Raw genomic sequence first — 22,259 nt, 5'->3', positions numbered from 1 at the left:
GGAAGCAACTTGCTTCCCTTTTTAGTTATATTTTATTACCTCGGTTTCTGTTTAAAACTTTATATTCTTCATAACATTCGCTTATGGCGTCAAGAATTTGTAAATCGTTTGCTGTTCTAATAAATTCTTTAGAATAGTTGCATTGACTCACAATTTCATCTAAATCTACACGATCTACTTGTAATAAAGCAATTAGCATTTCTCTATCAAAGCGTGATGATAGTAGGTTTCTAATTTCATCATCTTCCTTCATCTTTTTTAGCTTTCGCATTTCGTTTGGGTTTTTACCAAACATACGATGTAAAAAATCTACCGGATTAAAAATTGAACCCATAATTTTGGTTATGGTTGAAGGTTTTGAAGCTTCATAACCACTAGGCAAACCTGAAATACTATAACGGTAATTGTTATTTATTATTGGTACTTGTTTTATATCTACTTCTAAATAACCCGTTAGTTTTAGTTGATTTACAACTACTTCTTCAAGTGCTAAAGCTAATTCGGTAAGTTCAATTTTAGAACTACCAAATTTCAACCAATCGTTAGTAACCCTAACTTTTATTGATTTAAAACCTAAATACGAAAAATGTAATGTATCGTTTGCTTTAGCTGCAATTTGAAAACTTCCTTCCTTACCTGTAGCTGTACCAATTACTTGATTAAGGTTAACAATGTTAACATTTTCAAGTGCTTCGCCATTTGAAGCATTTACAACAACTCCCATCACGCTATTTAATTCTTGAGCCATAGTTATGGTAGAAATAGATAGGCAAATAAAAAGGAGTAAATAATTCTTCATGCAATTAATTGGTTTACGCTAAATATGGTTATAAAAGTAATAAACAAAACCTGAAAAATAAATGTACAGGTTTTATTTTGACTTAAAATTAACAAAACGGTTTAATTAACGTCTAGAACGTCTTGGTCTAGAAACGCTAGTATCTTTTGGTTTAAATTCACCACCAGAACGTCTTGCAGCTCTGTTTGAACCTGAGTTATCAGATTTAAATTCACCTGAACGTCTTGGTTTTGATTCATCGCCACCGCTTCTTCTATCACCTCTATTTCCAGAATCGCCTCTTGAACTTGAACGACGTTCACCGCCACCACTACGTCTATCGCTTCGGTTGCCACCATCACGTCTTCCGCCACCACGTCTGTCGTTACGTCTTCCTCCGCCACCGCGGTTTTCAGAAACTTCAACATTTACAAAGCGTCCGTTATGTTTGTAATCGGTAAAGAAGGCTAATATTTTATCTTTTAATTCATTTTCAGTATTGAAGAAAGAGAAGCTATCTTTTACTTCCACTTTAAAAACATCGTCTCTACCAAGTTCTAAAACTTCTTTAAGGAAATCTTTCAATTGCATCCAATCGAAACCATCTTTACTACCAACGTTAATAAAGTAACGCGTAGAATCTGAATTGCCTCCAAAATCACGACCACCATCACGTCCGCCATCTCTATCGCGAATATCACCTTCAGATATATTTAAGTTTTTAGATTTTTGGTAATAATTGAAGAAACGTGTGAACTCAACCGAAAAGAATTTTTTAATTAATTCATCTTTTGAAGTGTCTTCAAACAATGCATTGATGCTTGCTAAATGCTTATCAATTTCATGGTTTATTTCTGTATTGTGAATTTTATTGGCAAGCGACATTAATTGTACTTCACAAATTTCAGAACCATCTGGAATATCTTTTTTCTCGAATTCACGTTTAATAATACGTTCGATGCTTTTTATTTTACGCACTTCACTTTTTGAAACAATAACCATGGAAACACCTGTTTTTCCTGCACGACCTGTACGACCAGAACGGTGTGTGTAAGTTTCAATTTCATCAGGAAGTTGGTAGTTTATTACGTGTGTAATATCGTCTACATCAATACCACGCGCAGCAACATCTGTCGCTACAAGCATTTGTATTTGGTTATTTCTAAACGATTTCATAACCAAATCGCGTTGGTTTTGACTTAAATCGCCATGTAAAGCGCCAGCACTATACCCATCTTCAATTAAACGTTCGGCAACTTTTTGTGTGTCATTTTTAGTTCTACAGAAAACTACCGAAAAAATATCCGGATTTGCGTCTGCTAAACGTTTTAAAGCATCGTAACGGTCTCTCGAATTTACCAAATAGTATTCATGAGTAACCTGACTGGTACTTTCATTTTTATTTCCAACAGTAATTTCTTGTGGGTTTTCCATGAATTTTTTTGCAATCACAGAAACTTCTTTTGGCATGGTTGCAGAAAATAACCATGTACATTTATCTTCTGGTGTGTTTGATAAAATATCGGTTATATCTTCATAAAAACCCATATTTAACATTTCATCAGCTTCATCTAAAACGGCGTATTCAATTTTAGAAATATCAACTAACTTTCTGTTAATCATATCTTTAATACGTCCTGGTGTTGCAACAATAATTTGAGCACCTTTTTTAACATCTCTTGCTTGATCTGTGATGCTAGAACCACCGTAAACTGCAACTACGTTAAGACCTTTACAGTATTTACCATACAATTTCATTTCGTTGGTAATTTGTAAACAAAGTTCACGCGTTGGTGATAATATTAAGCCTTGTGTTGTGCGGCTATCAATATTTATTTTGTGTAACATTGGGAAACCAAAAGCAGCTGTTTTACCAGTACCTGTTTGTGCTAATGCTACTAAATCGGTTTCATTTTCTAATAGAATTGGGATTGCCTTACTTTGTACTTCACTTGGTTTTGTAAAACCTAAGTCGGTAATGGCTTGTAATAGGTCGTCATTAAGACCTAAATCTTGGAATGTGCTCATTCTGTTGTATAAGTATTCGATTGTATTATGTGGTGTTACATAAGAAGCGAATCGACATACTTAAACCTAACCTTCTAGCAACACATCCTCACTCTGAGGAATTATTTCAAGCGGCAAAGGTAAGTAAATATTTGATACTTTAACTATTTTATAATTTAGTTATCAAATTAGAGTTTTTAAAGCGTTAACATCCAACTGCGTTGTAATTGCTTAAACTTTTTCAATTCACTTCTAAGAATGGGTAAAAAATCTTTTCCGTTACTATTTGAATGTTCTAAACGGTAAGAATTTTTATAAAGCATGTTTGTAAGACGTCTTAAAGAAGCTATGTGCTTGTATTTTCTATCTGAATAACGTTCTAATTCAGCATTTACAATTTCTGGAGCTAATGATACTGATTGTTGAACAATATCTCCTGAAAAATAAATATTTATATCTTCAGATCCATCATTTTTTAATGTTGAAAGGTCATGATTTAAATACATAGAAATACTCTGAGATAAGGCAAATATCTCAATGGCTTTTTTGTAAATCGGTAATTCCGATAGGTTTGATGGGGTATTAGATAACATATTCTTTTTTTCTTAGCAGCTTTATCAAAATTACTCACAAGTAATCACATATAGCTTTAATATTTAAAGTAAAAGTGTATATTTACTTTAAATATTAATTTATTGATGTTAAAATTCTTTAATTATGGATTTAGATGCACTTAACTGGAAGATTTTGAAGTGTTTGCAAGAAAATGCACGACAATCAAACGCTGAAATTGGTAGAAATGTTGGTATAAGTTCTCCAGCAGTTTCCGAGCGAATTAAACGAATGGAAGATGCCGGTATTATTTTAGGTTATAAAACGGTAGTTTCGCCATTAGATATGGGATATCAATTAAAAGCTATTATTACATTGCATGCGTTTATTGGTAAGCTAAAACCATTTCTTGAAAAAGTAAAAACGTATGATGAAGTTTTAAATTGTTATCGAATTACAGGTAATGAAAACATTGTTATGGAAGTGCTTTTAAAAAACCAAAAGCACTTAGAAACGTTTATCGATCAGCTTATTATTTATGGAGAAACAAAAACGCAAATTGTGTTATCACATGTTACCCGTTTTAAGGAGGTAAAGCCTGTTAAATAATATTAGTTTGTTATTGTTTTTAACTTTTTGTTTAAAAAATACAAAATGATGGCACAAACAAATGCTACTAATGCTACAAGATACCAAGTAATATCAAATCCAAATTTATAAGTCATTTGTAAGCCTGCATTATGCCCAAAGATATGTGCTATTGAAAATGATATTGAATACAACGCCATATATTCTCCTTGGTTGCCTTTTTGAGCTCTTTCAACAGCAAAGGCATTAGAAAATGGGAATGCTATCATTTCACCAATAGTCATTAAAATCATACCTGCTATTAAAATTCCAGACCAACTTGTTAAATTAAGTACTAACAAGCTTAAACCTGTTAAAACCACACCAAACAGCATCAGTTTAAGTTTTGTGTAAGTTGTGTTTTCAAGCCATTTTATAAGAGGCATTTCAAAAATAAAAATAAGCAACCCGTTTAAGCCTAAAATTAATCCAATTTGCAGTTCACTTAAGCTGTGAATGTCTTTATAATAAATAGTTATAGTTGAAAAATATTGTAAAAATACAATACCAAATAGTGCCATAGCAAGTAAAAATATTAGAAACGTACCATCTTTATAAGCTGAAATTGGATACTCATTTTTTATTTCATCTAAAACTTTTGCTTTTTTAGGATGCAACACATTTATCATAACCAAAGTAGCAATTATGCAAGTTAAACCATCAACCCAAAATAGGCCAGCATATCCAAGTCCAGTAATAATAAGACCACCAATAGCTGGTCCTGCTGAAAAACCTAAGTTAATTGCTAATCTAATAAGTGTTAACGACCGTATTTTATTTTCAGGTTTACTATAAGCATTTAGAGCAACAAACATGGCAGGTCTAAAAGCATCTGCAACCATCATTACTATAAAAATGCCTATGCAAATAGATTCGAAGGTATTTATAAATTGTAGTGCGATGAATAAAAATCCAGTTGCTAATAAGCTCCAAATCATTATTTTATAAAACCCAAACATATCTGTTAATTTGCCACCTAGCCAAGAACCTGCAACCGATCCTAACCCAAAAGCACTCATTACCCAACCCACATGACTTACAGTAAAATGTAAATCTTCTTTTAGGTATAGTGACAAAAATGGAATAACCATAGTACCAGCTCTATTTATTAGCGTTATTAAAGCAAGCCACCATATTTCTTTTGATAAGCCTCTAAACGTGTTTATGTAGTTTTTAAATAATTGTTGCATTTTTATAATATAGTTTAATGAGGTTGTAAATTGATTAAAAACAAAAAGTCCGACTGTGAAGTCGGACTTTTATATTGTGCAATATTATATAGTTATAGCATCACATTATATAATGAGTCCGACTTCTTAAACAAGAAGTGGTCGATTTCATTTTACAAATTGTGACGTTGCTACGCATATTTATTTTTTTCAATTACAAACATATAGAAAATAATTGTAAGTTGTATTTTTGAATCCTAAATTATATGTGATGAAGCCTTTAATAACATTCTTGGTAGTATTAATTTCATTAACAAGTTGCGCACAAAAAAAGCAACCAATTCTTGGTGAAACTGAATTTCAGCGAGATTTAAATGCTGCTTATAAAGACGCAAGTACATCGCCACTTAAAGATAAAGACCGAAAAGATTTTGAAACTTTAGCATTTTTTAAGTTTGATACAGCTTATGTTGTACAAGCAAGTTTTAAGAGATTTCCTGATGAAAAACCGTTTGAAATGAAGACCACTACCGAAAGACGCCCGATGTATGTAAAGTATGGTGAATTGACTTTTGAATTAAAAGGAAAATCTTATAAATTAAACATATATCAAAATTTGGAGTTGATGACTCGTGAAGGGTATGAAGATTATTTGTTTTTACCATTTATAGATGAAACTAGCGGATTAGAAAGCTATGGTGGCGGACGTTATATTGATGCTAGAATTCCAAAAGGGGATACCATGGAAATTGATTTTAATAAAGCATATAATCCATATTGTGCTTATAATGATAAATACTCTTGCCCAATAGTACCTAGAGAAAATTATTTAAAAACCAGAGTTGAAGCTGGTGTTATGGCTTTTGGAAAACATTAAGTTGGTTGTTAGTTGTTAGTCGTTTATTGTTGAGTTTTTAAGTCTTGGCTCTTGGTTCTTGTCTCTAAAATCTATCTTTCTAAAAGTCTAACAATCTAACATTTCTATCAATCTACCCTTCTAACAATCTAACCAAATACATTCCCAAAAACACTGCTAAAAATCCAATAATAAAACTTGCTATAGTGTAAATAGCAAAACTTGTAAAATCGCCCGCTTTTAAAAACACATGGTTTTCATAAGCAAAGGTTGAGAAGGTTGTAAAACCACCACAAAATCCTGTGGCTAATAACAACGTTTGGTTTTGTGATAAGGTGTTGTTTTTAGCAGCTAAGCCAAGTATAATACCAATAAATAAACTGCCTAAAATATTTGCAGTAAATGTGCCGTAAGGAATACCTGTTTCAGTATTATTCAAATATTTTCCAATTATATATCGAAGCACACTACCAAAACCACCACCTAAAAAAACAAATACTAGTTGCTTCATTCTATATTTAAAGTATCTTTTTCCTTTATTGCAATATAAATTTCTGTAATTAAATTGGCAGGATTAATTGTGTTTTCGGGGTTGTTAATGTATGTTTCAAGCATTGGACCATCAATAGAAAACTCAAAACCATTTTTAGGAATGTATTTTTTTGTTGTTTCCCAAGCTTCTTTTAAATGGCTATAATTACCTTTTAATGTGGTTTTTACAGCTTTAAAACTTTCAAATTTTCCGGTTATAATGTTATCGCCTTCAGCAGTTATTACTTGTTCAATAGTTGGTACACCACAAGAAAATATTGTAGCATTGTTAGCCTCATCCCATTTATGATAATTTACAAATGGCACACCTGCAATTGTTACATGATTTCTTTTGGCATAATCAATAACTTTAGGCAACATTTCTTGAATTTTACTTTCAAGTTCGCTTATTTTACAAGATGCCGTATTGTACAAAAAGTAACCACCGCTATGGTTTGTAACGCCATTTACGGTAATACTATATTTTTTCATTTCCTCAAGTATGGCATTTTCAAGTTTTTCAAGACTTCGTTCGTAGTATGGTCCAATTTGTTTATCCATTCCGCCCGAAAAAATGGCATAAGCTTTAAAACCAAATGGTAAATCTTTTCCAGTTATAGTCCAAGTTACATTGGTTGTTCCATTTTTATTCGGTTTAAACGTCCAGTTAATATCCGAAGCAGGAAAATTGGCAAATTGCATTTTTTGTACAATTAAGGCATTAATTATGGTTTCAACAGTTTTCATTGTGCCAATACCATCTTTATCTTCCCATGTATAAGAACCTCCAACACCACTCGTTTTATTTGGTAATGTAATTTTCATATCTGGGTCTTTTTCAACCCAAGCCGACCAACTAGCCCAATTTTTAAAATCGATTACATTGTTATAAACAACTTCAACAGGTGCATTAATAGTTCGCGTTCTTGTAACTTCAAACGTGTTAGGTTGCACAGAAATATATATAGAAGTTCCTATTATGGCAATTAATAATAAAAAGGCTATGTATTTAAAAGCTTTCATTTATTTTTTTTCTTTAGGGAGAATAAAATCAAAGATAAACAATTTAAAATTCTCGTTAATAAATTATTACATTTGTACTTTAAAAAATAAATATTCAACAAACAAAAAGGGTTATAATAAAATAATCAATAATTTAGATTGAATAAATGTACTTTTTTTATAAGAAATCGTATTTAAATGAAAAACGCATTACAATTCTTAAAACAAACAAAAGCAAATAAATATATACAAATGAAACTAAAATTGATATTTGGTGTAGCAATAGCAAGCACCTTGTTGTTTTCTTGTGGTAAAGATAAACCCAAAGAAAACCAAGAAGTATTAACAACAGAAGAAACTACTTTTGATTATAACGTAGAGCAATTTGCAGATATAAAAGTACTGCGTTATCAAATTCCTGGTTGGGAAAATTTGACCTTGAAAGAAAAAAAGTTGGTGTACTATTTAACGCAAGCAGGTTTGTCTGGGCGTGATATTATTTGGGACCAAAACTACAAACACAATCTTAAAATTAGAAAAGCTTTAGAAAACGTTTACACTAAGTTTTCTGGTGATAAAACAAGTGAAAGTTGGATAGCTTTTGAAACCTATTTAAAACGCGTTTGGTTTAGTAATGGCATTCATCACCATTATTCAAACGATAAAATTAAACCTGAATTTTCTTCAGATTATTTAAAACAACTATTTTCTGAAACCAACACCACTTTAGAAGGTGATGCTTTTAATGTTATTTTTAATGAAGCCGATTTCAAAAAAGTAAATCAAGCTAAAGGTATTGATAATGTAGGTTTATCGGCTGTTAATTTTTATGGCGATGGCGTTACAAATAAAGATGTTGAAACATTTTATGCGTCAAAAAAATCACCAGATGCTACTAAACCATTATCATTTGGGTTAAACTCGCAATTGGTAAAAGAAAATGGTGTTTTAAAAGAACGCGTTTACAAATCAGGTGGTTTATATGGTTCGGCTATTGATGAAATTGTAAAATGGTTAGAACTAGCCAAAGGTGTTGCAGAAAACGAAAAGCAGGCCAATGCTTTAGGATTGCTTATTTCATATTATAAAATTGGCGATTTACAAATTTGGGACGATTATAATGTAGCTTGGACAGCTGCTACCGAAGGTAATATTGACTATATAAATAGCTTCATAGAAGTGTATAACGACCCATTAGGCTACAGAGGTTCTTATGAATCTATCATACAAATCAAAGATTTTGATATGTCTAAAAAAATGGCAGTTTTATCAGAAAACGCGCAATGGTTTGAAAACAATTCACCGTTAATGGACGCTCACAAAAAGAAAAACGTTGTAGGTGTTTCATATAAAACGGTTAATGTAGCAGGCGAATCTGGCGATGCTTCACCAAGTACACCAATTGGTGTAAACTTGCCAAATGCCAACTGGATACGTGCGGCAGTTGGAAGCAAATCGGTATCGTTAGGAAATATTGTTGACGCTTATGATAATGCAGGAAGTTCAGATAGATTGAAAGAATTTGTAAATGATGCTGAAGAATTAGAACTAGATGAAACATACGGAAAATTAGCTGATAAATTACACACAGCATTGCACGAAGTAGTTGGGCATGCATCGGGTCAATTAAATCCTGGAGTTGGTGAAACTAAAGAAACCTTAAAAAATTACGCATCAACCTTGGAAGAAGGTCGTGCAGATTTAGTAGCGTTATACTATTTATACGATAGTAAAATTCAAGAATTAGGATTGACAGATAATTGGGATAAAACAGGAAAAGCGGCATATAATGATTATATACGCAACGGACTTGTAATGCAATTAATTCGTTTAAATTTAGGCGATGATGTTGAAGAAGCACACATGCGAAACCGTCAATGGGTTTCGGCTTGGGTTTTTGAAAAAGGAAAAGCAGATAATGTTATTGAAAAAATAACCCGCAACGGAAAAACCTATTACAACATTACAGATTATGCCAAATTAAGAAATTTGTTTGGGCAATTATTACGCGAAACACAGCGTATAAAATCTGAAGGCGATTATAAAGCAGTTGAGGCTTTAGTAGAAGGTTACGGTGTAAAAGTAGACCAAAAATTACATGCTGAAGTTTTAGAGCGTAATAAACAATTTACATCGGCACCATATTCAGGGTTTGTAAATCCAGTTTTAGAAGCAGTTACAAATAAAGCAGGCGATATTATTGATGTTAAAGTAGTACAACTAGCTACGTTTTCAGGTCAAATGCTTGAGTATAGTAAAAAGTATAATTTCTTGCCAGAAGTGAATTAATTAAAGCAATTAAATTTTATAAAAAAGCAGAATCTTTCAAGGTTCTGTTTTTTTGTTTACACTAAAAGCTAGTAAAATAAGATTAATAACAATAAGAACGCTAATTATAATTAGTACTTTCATTTTTATTGGTGTTTAGTTATTAATTAGATGCAGCGTTTTTAAAAAGGTTGCGTTAAATTATTAAACTAATTTCAACAATAATTAAAAAATGTTTTATTCTATTGAAAAATAGTTACTTAAAAATAAACTTAATAGCAGTAATTAATAAAATAAATGCAATAAAAGCAATTAAAACCCAAATACTTCCAGCGTAAAAGCGTTTATGTAGTTTTAAATCTTTTCGGTAAGTGTATGCTATAATGATAGCGAAGACAATAAAAAATAAAACTCCGAAAATGATTTGACCTTTACTAAACATATGGTTATTTTTATACAAAAATAAGAATATTATATATGAAACGAGCATGTTCAAAATTTTTTCATTTAACGTAATGACAAATAGCGAACAGTATGTGACCATTGAAAAACAATAAATATTACACATGAAAAATAAAATAGAAGCAGTAAAAGCATTTCATACGGCATTTAAATTAGGACATAGCGAAACATTAAAAGCAGATTTAGGTAAAGAAAAAAATAGGCTTCGTTTCAATTTAATGAAAGAAGAAAACGAAGAATACCTTGAAGCAGCCAATAATAACGACTTAGTTGAAGTTGCCGATGCTTTAGGCGATATGCTTTATATTTTATGTGGTACTATTATAGAACATGGTATGCAATACAAAATTGAAGAAGTGTTTGATGAAATACAACGTAGCAATATGAGTAAATTAGGTGAAGATGGTAACCCAATTTATCGTGAAGATGGTAAAGTACTAAAAGGACCAAACTATTTTAAGCCAAATATTCAATCTATTTTAGAGAAATAAATACAAACAAAAAAGAGAAGCTAAATGCTTCTCTTTTTTGTTATAATTAATACTATTAAAAAGTTATTCAACTTTAAATCGCCATCCAAAAGGATCTTCAGATTTGTTTGTTTGAATATCCGTTATAATTTTCTTTAATTTTGAACCGTAAGAGTTTGCTAATTCTGGTAAATCGTAATCAGTATCTTTAAATCCAAATCCAGAAATTGGCGAAATTACAGCTGCTGTACCAGCACCAAACATTTCTTTTAAACTACCGTTTTTGGCAGCTTCAACAACTTCTTTCACAGCTATTTTTCTAACTTCAACAGGAATGCCTTCAGCTTTAGCTATATCAATAATACTTTTACGGGTAATACCATCTAAAATTCTATCGCTAGTTGGTCCTGTAATTAAAGTGTCATTTATACGTACAAAAATATTCATGGCGCCAGCTTCTTCTATAAATTCATGGTTGGTATCATCTGTCCAAATAACTTGTTGGTAACCTTTTTCAACAGCTAATTGTGTTGGGTAAAATTGACCAGCATAATTGCCACCAGCTTTAGCAAAACCAACACCACCATTTGCAGAACGTGAATACGTTTCTTCAATTAAAACTTTTACCTTTCCAGAGAAATAAGCTCCAGATGGTGCTGTACAAATTAAAAATTTATATTCATCTGCTGGCGAAGCATGAAAGCCATTTCCAGAAGCAAATACAAACGGACGAATGTATAATGAACTACCTTCTTTTGTTGGTATCCAATCTTTATCTACTTCCAACAAGGCTTTTAAACCTTCCATAAAATAGCTTTCTGGCAATTCAGGAATTGCTAAACGTTTTGATGAAATATTTAAGCGTTTAAAATTTTCTAACGGGCGAAATAACCAGACATCTTCATTAGCATCTTTATAAGCTTTCATACCTTCAAAAACAGATTGCCCGTAGTGAAAAATTTTCGCCGATGGGTCTAAAGTAATAGCTTGGTAAGGTACAACTTTAGGTGCTTGCCAAGTTCCGTTTTTAAAATCGCACTCAAGCATATGGTCTGAAAATACTTTTCCAAATGTTAAGTTATCAAAGTCTACCTCATTTATTTTGGTAGTTTTTGCTTTTATAATCTCGATGTCATTGATTAATGCGCTCATAAATCTCCATGTTTTATGTCACAAATTTAAGTAAAATCGCTTTTAAAAAAGACTTATATTTACAACAAATCGTATAAAAATTTAAAATTTAGTTATGAAGAATGTGTTATTTGCATGCGTTTGCGTATTTATGTTAAGTTCCTGCAAACAAAAAGCCGAGGCTCAAGCCGAAGAAATTGTATATAAATCTTTTGGAAAGGAAATAATAAGTGATGCTGCTGCCGATGTGTCTTTAATAGCATCAAAATATGAAACTATGAAGGTTGGCGATACCATAAACACAAAAATAATAGCAAAAGTTAATAGTGTTTGTCAAGCAAAAGGCTGTTGGATGCGTTTGGATTTGGAAAATGGCAACGAAGTAATGGTGAAATTTAAAGACTATGGTTTTTTTATCCCAAAAGATATAGCAGGTGAATATGTAATAGTAAATGGAAACGCTTTTGTTGAAGAAGTTTCGGTTGATGAACAACGTCATTACGCTGAAGATGTAGGTAAAACTGCCGAAGAAATTGCTAGTATAACACAACCTAAAAAAACATTGTCTTTTGAAGCAGATGGTGTATTAATAAAACAATAGTTTGGAAAGAGAAGTTGTTATTACTGCCGATGGCTCGTCAACCATTCACTTACCAGAGTGGGATGAGCAATACCATTCCAAACACGGTGCTATACAAGAAGCTTATCATGTGTTTATAAAACATGGATTGCATCATTTTTGTGATTCTAAACTAGTTTCAAACTCAAAACATCATATTTCAATATTAGAAATTGGTTTTGGTACAGGTTTAAATGCTTTCATTACCTTATTGGAAGCCGAAAAATTAAACATAAACGTAAACTATTTAGGGGTTGAAGGTTATCCTGTTGCAATGAATGAAGTAGTACAACTCAATTATCCAACACAACTAGAAGCTACTATTAAAGCATCACTTTTTAAAACAATGCATGAAACGTCATGGGAAGAAAGTCATGAAATTACAAAGCACTTTTTTTTAATAAAACAAAACCGATTTTTTTCAGAAATTAAAGAAAAAGACGGTTACAATATAATCTATTTTGATGCCTTTGGAGCACGCGTTCAACCCGAATTATGGACCGAAACCATATTTCAAAAAATGTATGATGCCTTAAAAGAAAATGGTGTTTTAGTAACATACGCAGCCAAAGGTAGCGTACGTAGAGCTATGCAAGCAGTTGGTTTTTTTGTTGAAAAACTACCTGGTCCACCAGGTAAACGAGAAATGCTCAGAGCCACGAAAAGACTCTGAACATTTGGCGTGAGGAAAATGCTTCACGCAACGAAGCATTTTGTGATTCAAGGAAAATAGTATTTTGAGAAAAATGCTAAGAAAATCGAAATAGTTTTTAATTTCAGTTTACAGTTTTATTAAACAATTTAGTTATTCATTCTTTATTTTTAATTGTTAATTATTCATTGTCAATCGTCAATTAATTTGTTAAACCTAATACAAAATCATGGTTTGTAGTAATCTCGTTTCGTAACTTTATACTAAAATTGAATATGAAAGTTTTAATTACAGGTGCAACAGGATTGATAGGAAAAGAGATTGTAAAACTTTGTTTAAAAAATGCTATTGAAGTAAATTATTTAACAACAAGTAAATCGAAAATTAATAATAAGTCAAATTATCAAGGTTTTTACTGGAATCCTAAACAACAAATTATTGATGAAAATTGTTTTACGGGTGTTGATGCCATTATTCATTTGGCTGGAGCAACTGTGTCTAAGCGTTGGACGTCTACCTATAAAAAAGAAATACTATCCAGCCGAAAAGAAACCACCCAAGTGTTGGTTAATGCTTTAAAAAACACAAAGCATACAATAAAACAAGTAGTTTCAGCAAGTGCTATTGGTGTGTATCCAGATTCTTTAACCAATTATTATGATGAAACGTTTAAAACCTCAAACACCTCTTTTTTAAGTGAGGTTGTAAACGTATGGGAAAGTGAAGTTGATGTGTTTTCGCAATTAAATATTACAGTTTCAAAAGTTAGAATTGGTTTAGTATTATCAAATAAAGGCGGTGCACTTTTAGAAATGGTAAAACCCATTAAATTTGGTTTTGGTTCAGCCTTTGGCAGTGGTAAACAGTGGCAATCGTGGGTACATATTAACGATTTAGCTAAACTCTTCTTGTATGTTTTAAATCATAAATTAGAAGGCGTTTACAATGCGGTAGCACCAAACCCTGTAAGTAACCAAGAACTAACAAAAACCATCGCAACTGTTTTGAATAAGCCTTTGTTTTTGCCTAATATCCCCAAATTTTTTATGAAACTTGTCTTAGGCGAAATGCATGTACTATTATATGAAAGTCAACGAATAAGCTCAAAAAAAATTGAAGATGCTGGTTTTCATTTTAAATACCACCACTTGCAACCTGCTTTGGAGGATTTGTTGATTTGATAAAAGCTTATTTTTATAATAAGGTATAACCTATAATTATTGATAATGTATTGTAATCTGCTTTCCAATTAAGATAATGACTTGTTAAATTTCGATTAGTCATGGATCTTAATTCCAAACTAAATTTGTTATGATATTTATATCCTAGTCCAAAAGCAAAATTAAATTTTGTTTCAATATCTAAATGGCCTGGACTAAAATTAGAATTTAATGATGAATTAAATGGAATGTCAAAAAGAATTGCTCCATTGGCAAAAATTTTAGATTTCCTATTTAAAGAAAAATAATGTCTTATTCCTATTGGGATTTCTACCGATTTATAATCAATATTAAAGTAATATGTTTGTTGTCCACTTGCATTTTGCCATTCTTTTCTCGATTTATAAAATTGATACGTAGGTTCTACAAAAATTGCCCATTTATTTGCTTTTATTGAGTTTATAATAAATTCAGCTTCTAGACCTAACCTAAAGCCTGATTCATCATCAAAATCTGTAGTTTTTCTAGTAGAATTTTCATGCAATGATAAAGAAGAGCTAGTTAAGCCAGGTCTTATGGTAATATTGAATACGCTTTTTTGCCCTTTTTTATCAAAGCGTAAAAATTCTGAGCGGCTACATGTATTGTATTTAATAAAAAAATCAACCAAGTTTTGTTTTTTATATTCTAACTTGTTTGCTTCATTTATTGAAATGTTTTCACATTTTAAATCATTCCATAATTGTCTTTTATATTCTTCATTTTTTCTAACTACATTTTCATTTATTTTTTTATATCGTTTATAAACAAGTTGAATGATATCCGAATTATTTACATTGTAAAAATATCTTATTATAGATTTATTTTCAAATGAATACAAATTAGCTTTACCTTCTATCAAAACATTTAAGAATATTTCTTTCTCTTTAAAATTGGGGTATAAATCATTACTTAAGTTAGCCAAAATATTTGAAGAAGTATCTATATCAATAGTTCTTCTTACATATTTTAATTCATCATAAATTCCAAATTCTTTAACAGATTTAATTGTTTCAATTTGTTCATTTAAATCTTCAGTTAGTTTATAGGTTAGCTCTTTAGGGTTAAGTCTGGAGTTAGTTTTGATGAAACATTCTATTTTTTCATCAGAATTATTAATGTAATATCCTCTTTTGAAGTTGTTTTGTGAGTAGCAATTAATACTTAGAAATATAATTAAGAACAATAGTATTTTTTCTTTCATTTAAATATTTTACTTAAAGGTTATTCAAACGAATTTAATGTATTTTTTCTTACTTAGTGTGTAATTTGGTAAAAAATATTTTAATGACATTATGACATTTTTAAAAGAATGGCAGTACTTTTGCCAACCAATTTAAGTATTTATATAAAATTGAGATACAGCAATGAGTAAAAAAGATAAAGAACACGATATAGAAAATGAGCAACTAGATGCTGTTCAAAATGAAACGGTAGAAGTTGAAGAGCAAGTTGTTGAAGAACAAACAGTTGAGGAAAAACTTCAAAATGAATTAAAACAAGAAAAAGATAAGTTTTTACGTTTGTTTGCAGAGTTTGAAAATTATAAACGTCGTACCTCAAAAGAGCGCATCGAATTATTTTCAACAGCAAGTGAAGATGTTATGAAAACATTACTGCCAGTTTTAGATGATTTTGAACGTGCATTAAGTCATATTGACGATGATAAAGAAGCTGAAGCATTACGCAAAGGTGTATTACTAATTTATAATAAATTAATTGGAACATTAGAGCAAAAAGGACTTAAAGCACTAGCAGTTGATAAAGGCGAAGTTTTTAATGCAGATAACCACGAAGCAATTACACAAATACCTGCACCAACACCCGATTTAAAAGGTAAAATAATTGATGTTATAGAAAAAGGATATAAGTTAGGAGATAAAGTAATTCGTTTTCCTAAAGTTGTAATAGGGCAATAAAACAAAACCATGGCTAAAAAAGATTACTACGACATATTAGGTATTAGCAAAGGTGCTAGTGCTGCCGAAATTAAAAAAGCATACCGAAAAAAGGCAATAGAATTTCATCCTGATAAAAACCCAGATGATAAAGATGCTGAAGCAAAATTTAAAGAAGCAGCAGAGGCTTATGAGGTTTTAAGTGATGATAATAAAAAAGCACGTTACGATCAATACGGTCATCAAGCCTTTGAAGGCGGCGGCGGTTTTGGCGGTGGCGGTATGAATATGGACGACATATTCAGTCAGTTTGGTGATATTTTTGGCGGCGGCGGCTTTGGTGGCGGCTTTTCTGGTTTTGGTGGCGGCGGTGGCCAACGTCGTGTTAAAGGCAGTAATTTACGTATTCGCGTAAAACTAACTTTAGAAGAAATTGCTAATGGTGTAGAGAAAAAAATAAAAGTAAAACGTAAAGTTCAAGCACCAGGAACTACTTATAAAACCTGTTCTACTTGCCATGGTACTGGTCAAGTAACGCGTATAGCAAATACTATTTTAGGTAGAATGCAAACATCGGCACCTTGTAATGTATGTGGTGGCGCAGGACAAACTATAGATAAAAAGCCTGCTGATGCTGATGCTCAAGGTTTAAAAGTTTCAGAAGAAACGGTATCTATCAAAATACCAGCAGGTGTTGTTGATGGTATGCAACTTAAAGTATCTGGAAAAGGAAATGAAGCACCAGGAAATGGTATTTCGGGTGATATTATTGTTGTAATTGAAGAAGAACAACACGAAAAACTGCAACGTGAAGGCGATAATTTACATTACGATTTGTATGTAAGTTATCCCGATGCGGTTTTAGGTACATCTAAAGAAATTGATACCGTAACAGGTAAAGTACGTATTAAGGTAGAAGCAGGTGTACAATCTGGTAAAATTTTACGTTTACGCGGAAAAGGAATTCCTAGTATTAACGGTTATGGCAGAGGTGATTTGTTGGTACATGTTAATGTTTGGACACCCAAAACATTAAGCAAACAGCAAAAAGAGTTTTTTGAAGCTATGCAGAATGATGAGCATTTTGAACCAAAGCCAGATAGCACAGATAAATCTTTTTTTGAAAAGGTAAAAGATATGTTTTCATAAAAATAATGTGGAAAAGAAATTTAAGGTAATCGATTATTTTTTAAAAAGTTCCTAAATAATTTTAACAGTTTTTAGAAAAAATAACCTATATTTGAATATCACTAATTAACATTAGTGGTAATTTTTCTTTTTCATAGCAATTTTTTTCCCATCCTTAATCTTTTTTAAGGGTGGGTTTTGTTTTTAATATAGTTAGTGAAATTTTGCCACGAATACACGAATGTTTTTCTATATTAACATAAGTGTTTTTTTTTTGGATACTTTTTAGCTTTGCATCTTAGTGGTTTTGCCATATGTTTTCAGCTATCAGTAAAGCATAAATATTCGTGTATTTGTGGCTACATTAAAAAAAGGATTTATTCATAAATTATGTACAAATCATAAAACTTCTCGCATAACATTTAATATATTTACAATCTACAAGTCAATAAAACACTAAATGAGCAACTTACTAGAAGTTAACCAAGTTTCTAAAAATTTTGGAGACTTTAAAGCACTTAACAACGCATCAATTTCAGTACCCAAAGGCAGTATTTTTGGACTATTAGGTCCAAATGGTGCTGGAAAAACAACTCTTATTAGAATTATTAACCAAATTACCATGCCAGATACCGGTACGGTTCATTTAGATGGCACCTTACTAAACCCATCACATATTAAGGATATTGGTTATTTACCTGAAGAGCGCGGTTTGTACAAATCGATGAAAGTAGGCGAGCAAGCATTGTATTTAGCACAATTAAAAGGCTTAAGTAAAGCCGAAGCTAAAGAGCGTTTAAAATATTGGTTCGAGCGGTTAGAAATTGGCGACTGGTGGAACAAAAAAATTCAAGAACTATCAAAAGGAATGGCGCAAAAAATACAGTTTGTTGTAACTGTGTTGCATCAACCAAAACTGTTAATTTTTGATGAACCTTTTTCGGGCTTCGACCCAATAAATGCGAATTTAATTAAAGATGAAATTTTGCATTTACGAGACCAAGGTGCTACGGTTATTTTTTCAACACACCGTATGGAATCGGTTGAAGAATTGTGTGATGATATTGCATTAATTCATAAATCAAACAAAATTCTTGACGGAAAATTGGTTGATATTAAACGTCAATATAAAATTAACACATTTGAAGTTGGTATTAAAACTGATAACAATGAAATTTTACAACGCGAATTATCAGATAAATTTGAAATATCAACAGCAAATTTTAGAACATTGGATGATGATTTAAAATTAAACATCAAACTCTCTGAAGGTAGCAAACCAAACGATTTACTTAACTTTTTAACATCTAAAGGCGAAGTATCTCATTTTGTAGAATTGATACCAAGTGTAAACGATATTTTTATTCAAACTGTAAAGCGCAACAATTAGCATAATGAACCATTTACCACTTATAATAAAACGCGAATACTTAACAAAGGTTAGAAACAAATCGTTTATAGTAATGACTTTTATGAGTCCAATTATTATGATTGTACTTATTTCGGTAGTTGCATATTTATCACAATTAAATAATGATAAAGTACGCACCATTGCTATTTTTGATGAATCGGGTTTAATAAAAGATGCTTTTGAAAGTACAGAACACACCACATATAATGTTTTAGAAAACATGACTTTTAATGATGCAAAAGCATTAGTAAAAGAAACAAATGCGTATGGATTATTGTATGTAGATAAGGTTAGTGATGTAACTAATATTAAAAATCATATTAAATTTTATTCGGAAGAATCGCCTTCACTTAGTTTAATTTCAGATTTAGAAAGCAAACTAGAACACAAATTAACCGATATCAACCTTCAAAACAACGGTGTTGATGTGGTAAAAATAAACGCTTCAAAAATAAGTGTTAACATAGCACAAGAAAGTTTTGCAGGCGAAAAAACATCAAAAATTGATAGCGTTATGAAGCTTGCTTTTGGCGGTGTAGCAGGCTATTTATTATTCATGTTCATTATCATTTATGGTAATATGATTATGCGAAGTGTAATTGAAGAAAAAACAAGCCGTATTATAGAAGTTATTATTTCTTCAGTAAAACCAATTCAATTAATGCTAGGTAAAATTATAGGAACCTCGTTGGCAGGCATTACACAGTTTGTAGTTTGGCTTATTATAGGTGGTGTTTTGTTAACGGTTGTTTCTATTATTTTTGGTATAGATATGTCGCAAGTACAAACGCCACAAAAGGAAATGATGGAGCAGGCTATGGCAAACCCAGAGTTAAGCATGCAAGTACAAGATTTAATTACAGCTTTTTACAATTTACCTTTAGCTAATTTAATAATTGCATTTATATTATTTTTTATTGGCGGCTACTTACTATATAGTTCATTATACGCCGCTATTGGTGCTGCTGTTGATAATGAAACGGATACACAACAATTTATGATGCCTATTATTATGCCATTAATTTTGGCGGTTTATATTGGGTTTTTTACGGTTATTGAAGATCCGCACGGTACAGTTTCAACCGTATTTTCATTTATACCATTAACATCGCCAGTGGTTATGCTTATGCGTATTCCGTTTGGTGTACCTATTTGGCAACAAGTGGTAGCGTTGTTATTATTAATTGCTAACTTTATGCTTACAGTTTGGTTTGCTGCCAAAATTTATAGAGTTGGTATCTTAATGTATGGTAAAAAACCAAGTTATAAGGAACTTATAAAATGGATTAAATATTAAAAAATGACGCAACAAGAAATAGTAAAGATAGAAAAAGTTGTAGAGCAAAGTTCAATTTGGAATAAGATGACATCATTTCTAAATCAGCACTATGAATTTAATGATCATATAAGTATTTCAGTAAAAGATGTTCTAATTATTATTGCTGTTATTTTTGCTACTACGGTTGTTTTAAGAATTGTTTTAAAAGTAATAACAAGAAAACTTCCTGATGATGATAAAGGCAAATTTAACGTCGTATTTGGCTATTTTAGATGGTTAGTGTATTTGCTAATTTTATTAATTACACTGCATGCTGTTGGTGTAGATGTAACAGCAGTTTTTGCAGCTTCGGCAGCATTAATGATAGGTATTGGTTTAGCACTTCAAACGCTGTTTCAAGATATAATTTCAGGTGTTTTTATTTTAGTTGATCAAACAGTTCATGTAGGCGATATAATTGAATTAGAAGGTAAAGTAGGTCGTGTTGAAGAAATAAAATTAAGAACCACAAGAGCCATAACTGCCGATAATAAAATATTAATAATACCAAACCATTTGTATCTAGAAAATAGCCTTTATAATTGGACACAAAATGGCACAACCACCAGAGAAAGTGTAGAGGTTGGTGTTGCCTATGGCAGCAATGTACAATTAGTAAAAAAGTTATTGCTTCAAGCGGCATTAAGTCAGCCAGATGTTTTAAAAGAACCAGAACCTGCTGTGTTATTTACAGATTTTGGCGAAAGTTCTCTTAACTTTAAAATAGCATTTACTATTGATGATAGTTTTAATGCACGTTTCCCAAAAAGTGCCATCAGATTTGAAATTGATAGACTTTTTAGAGAAAACAATATTAGTATTCCGTTTCCGCAACGCGATATTCATATTATTCAAAAACCAGAACAAAGCTTAAGTTTAAGGTTTGACCAAGCCGAATTGAACAATAATTTAAGTAAAGATTAAAGGAAATTAGTATTCAATAATTAAAAATTAATAAATCAAGGAAATGTAGATGTCTTTTATCTTTCATCTAATTTCTAAAAATCTAAAAATAGATGCCAAAAATTTTAATAATAGAAGACGAAGCAGCAATTAGACGTGTATTAGTAAAAATTCTTTCTGAAGAAAATGATACATACCAAGTAGAAGAAGCTGAAGACGGTTTAATTGGTATAGAAAAAATAAAAAACGACGATTACGATTTAATTCTATGCGATATAAAAATGCCAAAAATGGATGGTGTTGAAGTATTAGAAGCTACAAAAAAAATAAAACCTGAAATACCAATGGTAATGATTTCTGGTCATGGCGATTTAGATACCGCCGTAAATACCATGCGTTTAGGAGCGTTTGATTATATTTCAAAACCACCAGATTTAAACAGACTTTTAAATACTGTTAGAAATGCTTTAGATAGAAAAGAACTGGTTGTTGAAAATAAATTGCTTAAAAAGAAAGTGAGCAAAAATTTTGAAATGATTGGTGAAAGTGACGCCATTTCTCATATAAAAGAAATTATTGAAAAAGTAGCTCAAACCGATGCACGTGTATTAATTACAGGTCCAAATGGTACTGGTAAAGAATTAGTAGCACATTGGCTACATCAAAAAAGTGAACGTGCCAATGGCGCAATGATTGAAGTAAATTGTGCCGCAATACCAAGCGAATTAATAGAAAGTGAATTATTCGGTCATGTAAAAGGTGCATTTACAAGTGCTGTAAAAGATAGAGCAGGAAAGTTTGAAGCTGCCAATGGTGGTACTATTTTTTTAGATGAAATAGGCGATATGAGTTTACCTGCACAAGCTAAAGTACTTCGTGCATTACAAGAAAGTAGAATACAACGTGTTGGTAGCGATAAAGATATTAAGGTAAATGTGCGTGTAGTTGCAGCAACTAATAAAGATTTAAAAAAAGAAATTAGTGAAGGCAGATTTCGTGAAGATTTATACCACAGACTTGCCGTTATATTAATACAAGTTCCTGCGTTAAATAACAGACGTGATGATATTCCGTTGTTAATAAATCATTTCACCGAAAAAATAGCAAGCGAACAAGGTACTGCCAAAAAAACATTTTCAGATAAAGCTATAAAATTACTTCAAGATTACGATTGGACAGGAAATATTAGAGAACTTCGCAATGTAGTAGAACGCTTAATTATTTTAGGCGGTACAGAAGTAAGTGAGCAAGATGTGAAACTTTTTGCTTCAAAGTAAT

Annotated in this window: 21 protein-coding genes; 13 read left to right on the top strand and 8 right to left on the bottom strand. The window is 31.3% G+C overall.

The features are described from left to right. Positions 1 to 25: 25 nt before the first annotated feature. The 3 genes from ACFQ1R_RS14225 to ACFQ1R_RS14215 form a co-directional block, all read right to left on the bottom strand. Positions 26 to 799 carry a carboxypeptidase-like regulatory domain-containing protein gene (locus tag ACFQ1R_RS14225; protein WP_379926945.1) on the bottom strand — a complete coding sequence of 258 codons (774 nt, stop codon included), beginning with the start codon at positions 797 to 799 and terminating at the stop codon, positions 26 to 28. Positions 800 to 904: 105 nt separating this feature from the next. Next, a complete protein-coding gene (locus tag ACFQ1R_RS14220; protein ID WP_379926944.1) occupies positions 905 to 2,806 on the bottom strand; it encodes a DEAD/DEAH box helicase in 1,902 nt (633 codons plus the stop codon). A 176-nt stretch (positions 2,807 to 2,982) separates the two neighbouring features. Continuing rightward, positions 2,983 to 3,378 carry a hypothetical protein gene (locus ACFQ1R_RS14215; RefSeq protein ID WP_379926943.1) on the bottom strand — a complete coding sequence of 132 codons (396 nt, stop codon included), beginning with the start codon at positions 3,376 to 3,378 and terminating at the stop codon, positions 2,983 to 2,985. Positions 3,379 to 3,502: 124 nt separating this feature from the next. Here ACFQ1R_RS14215 and ACFQ1R_RS14210 point away from each other — a divergent pair, with 124 nt between their 5' ends. Beyond that, positions 3,503 to 3,946 carry an Lrp/AsnC family transcriptional regulator gene (locus ACFQ1R_RS14210; protein ID WP_379926942.1) on the top strand — a complete coding sequence of 148 codons (444 nt, stop codon included), beginning with the start codon at positions 3,503 to 3,505 and terminating at the stop codon, positions 3,944 to 3,946. A 2-nt stretch (positions 3,947 to 3,948) separates the two neighbouring features. On the opposite strand, the gene ACFQ1R_RS14205 is transcribed toward ACFQ1R_RS14210, so the two are convergent. Beyond that, positions 3,949 to 5,154 (bottom strand): MFS transporter, encoded by a 1,206-nt coding sequence (locus tag ACFQ1R_RS14205; RefSeq protein ID WP_379926941.1) that lies wholly within the window; start codon positions 5,152 to 5,154, stop codon positions 3,949 to 3,951. Positions 5,155 to 5,404: 250 nt separating this feature from the next. Here ACFQ1R_RS14205 and ACFQ1R_RS14200 point away from each other — a divergent pair, with 250 nt between their 5' ends. Beyond that, positions 5,405 to 6,010 carry a DUF1684 domain-containing protein gene (locus ACFQ1R_RS14200; protein ID WP_379926940.1) on the top strand — a complete coding sequence of 202 codons (606 nt, stop codon included), beginning with the start codon at positions 5,405 to 5,407 and terminating at the stop codon, positions 6,008 to 6,010. Positions 6,011 to 6,122: 112 nt separating this feature from the next. On the opposite strand, the gene crcB is transcribed toward ACFQ1R_RS14200, so the two are convergent. Next, the gene (gene crcB / locus ACFQ1R_RS14195; protein ID WP_379926939.1) at positions 6,123 to 6,500 is read right to left on the bottom strand and encodes a fluoride efflux transporter CrcB; all 378 of its coding nucleotides are present in this window, start codon (positions 6,498 to 6,500) and stop codon (positions 6,123 to 6,125) included. Further along, the gene (locus ACFQ1R_RS14190) at positions 6,497 to 7,543 is read right to left on the bottom strand and encodes an SRPBCC family protein (RefSeq protein WP_379926938.1); all 1,047 of its coding nucleotides are present in this window, start codon (positions 7,541 to 7,543) and stop codon (positions 6,497 to 6,499) included. Before ACFQ1R_RS14190 ends, crcB begins: the two co-directional genes overlap by 4 nt. A gap of 231 nt (positions 7,544 to 7,774) precedes the next feature. Between ACFQ1R_RS14190 and ACFQ1R_RS14185 the strand changes: the two genes are divergently transcribed. Further along, positions 7,775 to 9,811, top strand: coding sequence for a dipeptidyl-peptidase 3 family protein (locus ACFQ1R_RS14185; protein WP_379927249.1), 2,037 nt, complete (start codon positions 7,775 to 7,777; stop codon positions 9,809 to 9,811). Between the two features lie 545 nt (positions 9,812 to 10,356). Continuing rightward, positions 10,357 to 10,743: a pyrophosphohydrolase domain-containing protein gene (locus ACFQ1R_RS14180; protein WP_379926937.1), complete on the top strand. Its 387-nt coding sequence runs from the start codon at positions 10,357 to 10,359 to the stop codon at positions 10,741 to 10,743. Between the two features lie 63 nt (positions 10,744 to 10,806). Here the strand turns inward: ACFQ1R_RS14180 and ACFQ1R_RS14175 are convergent, their stop codons facing one another. Then, positions 10,807 to 11,874 (bottom strand): branched-chain amino acid aminotransferase, encoded by a 1,068-nt coding sequence (locus ACFQ1R_RS14175; protein ID WP_379926936.1) that lies wholly within the window; start codon positions 11,872 to 11,874, stop codon positions 10,807 to 10,809. Between the two features lie 94 nt (positions 11,875 to 11,968). On the opposite strand from ACFQ1R_RS14175, the gene ACFQ1R_RS14170 reads away from it, so the two are divergent. From ACFQ1R_RS14170 to ACFQ1R_RS14160, 3 genes are all read left to right on the top strand, one after another. Then, positions 11,969 to 12,454, top strand: a complete 486-nt coding sequence (locus tag ACFQ1R_RS14170) for a DUF4920 domain-containing protein (RefSeq protein WP_379926935.1) — start codon at positions 11,969 to 11,971, stop codon at positions 12,452 to 12,454. A 1-nt stretch (position 12,455) separates the two neighbouring features. Continuing rightward, complete coding sequence (mnmD, locus tag ACFQ1R_RS14165) at positions 12,456 to 13,145, top strand: tRNA (5-methylaminomethyl-2-thiouridine)(34)-methyltransferase MnmD (protein ID WP_379926934.1); 690 nt, start codon at positions 12,456 to 12,458, stop codon at positions 13,143 to 13,145. A gap of 254 nt (positions 13,146 to 13,399) precedes the next feature. Then, positions 13,400 to 14,305 (top strand): TIGR01777 family oxidoreductase, encoded by a 906-nt coding sequence (locus tag ACFQ1R_RS14160; RefSeq protein WP_379926933.1) that lies wholly within the window; start codon positions 13,400 to 13,402, stop codon positions 14,303 to 14,305. Between the two features lie 13 nt (positions 14,306 to 14,318). Here ACFQ1R_RS14160 and ACFQ1R_RS14155 read toward each other — a convergent pair whose 3' ends face one another. Continuing rightward, positions 14,319 to 15,527, bottom strand: coding sequence for a tRNA modification GTPase (locus ACFQ1R_RS14155; protein WP_379926932.1), 1,209 nt, complete (start codon positions 15,525 to 15,527; stop codon positions 14,319 to 14,321). A 163-nt stretch (positions 15,528 to 15,690) separates the two neighbouring features. Here ACFQ1R_RS14155 and ACFQ1R_RS14150 point away from each other — a divergent pair, with 163 nt between their 5' ends. The 6 genes from ACFQ1R_RS14150 to ACFQ1R_RS14125 all read left to right on the top strand — a co-directional run bounded on the left by ACFQ1R_RS14150 (position 15,691) and on the right by ACFQ1R_RS14125 (position 22,258). Next, positions 15,691 to 16,242 carry a nucleotide exchange factor GrpE gene (locus ACFQ1R_RS14150; RefSeq protein WP_379926931.1) on the top strand — a complete coding sequence of 184 codons (552 nt, stop codon included), beginning with the start codon at positions 15,691 to 15,693 and terminating at the stop codon, positions 16,240 to 16,242. 9 nt (positions 16,243 to 16,251) lie between these two features. Continuing rightward, entirely contained in the window at positions 16,252 to 17,370 is a 1,119-nt protein-coding gene (gene dnaJ / locus ACFQ1R_RS14145) for a molecular chaperone DnaJ (RefSeq protein WP_379926930.1), read from the top strand. A 439-nt stretch (positions 17,371 to 17,809) separates the two neighbouring features. Next, the gene (locus tag ACFQ1R_RS14140) at positions 17,810 to 18,739 is read left to right on the top strand and encodes an ABC transporter ATP-binding protein (RefSeq protein WP_379926929.1); all 930 of its coding nucleotides are present in this window, start codon (positions 17,810 to 17,812) and stop codon (positions 18,737 to 18,739) included. Between the two features lie 4 nt (positions 18,740 to 18,743). Continuing rightward, positions 18,744 to 20,057, top strand: coding sequence for an ABC transporter permease (locus ACFQ1R_RS14135; RefSeq protein WP_379926928.1), 1,314 nt, complete (start codon positions 18,744 to 18,746; stop codon positions 20,055 to 20,057). A 3-nt stretch (positions 20,058 to 20,060) separates the two neighbouring features. Beyond that, positions 20,061 to 21,002, top strand: a complete 942-nt coding sequence (locus tag ACFQ1R_RS14130) for a mechanosensitive ion channel family protein (protein ID WP_379926927.1) — start codon at positions 20,061 to 20,063, stop codon at positions 21,000 to 21,002. Positions 21,003 to 21,094: 92 nt separating this feature from the next. Continuing rightward, complete coding sequence (locus ACFQ1R_RS14125) at positions 21,095 to 22,258, top strand: sigma-54-dependent transcriptional regulator (protein ID WP_379926926.1); 1,164 nt, start codon at positions 21,095 to 21,097, stop codon at positions 22,256 to 22,258. Position 22,259: the final 1 nt, after the last annotated feature.

The sequence above is a fragment of the Mariniflexile jejuense genome (genome assembly GCF_042675665.1).
Taxonomy (GTDB): domain Bacteria; phylum Bacteroidota; class Bacteroidia; order Flavobacteriales; family Flavobacteriaceae; genus Mariniflexile; species Mariniflexile jejuense.
This window is presented reverse-complemented; position numbering and strand designations above follow the sequence as displayed.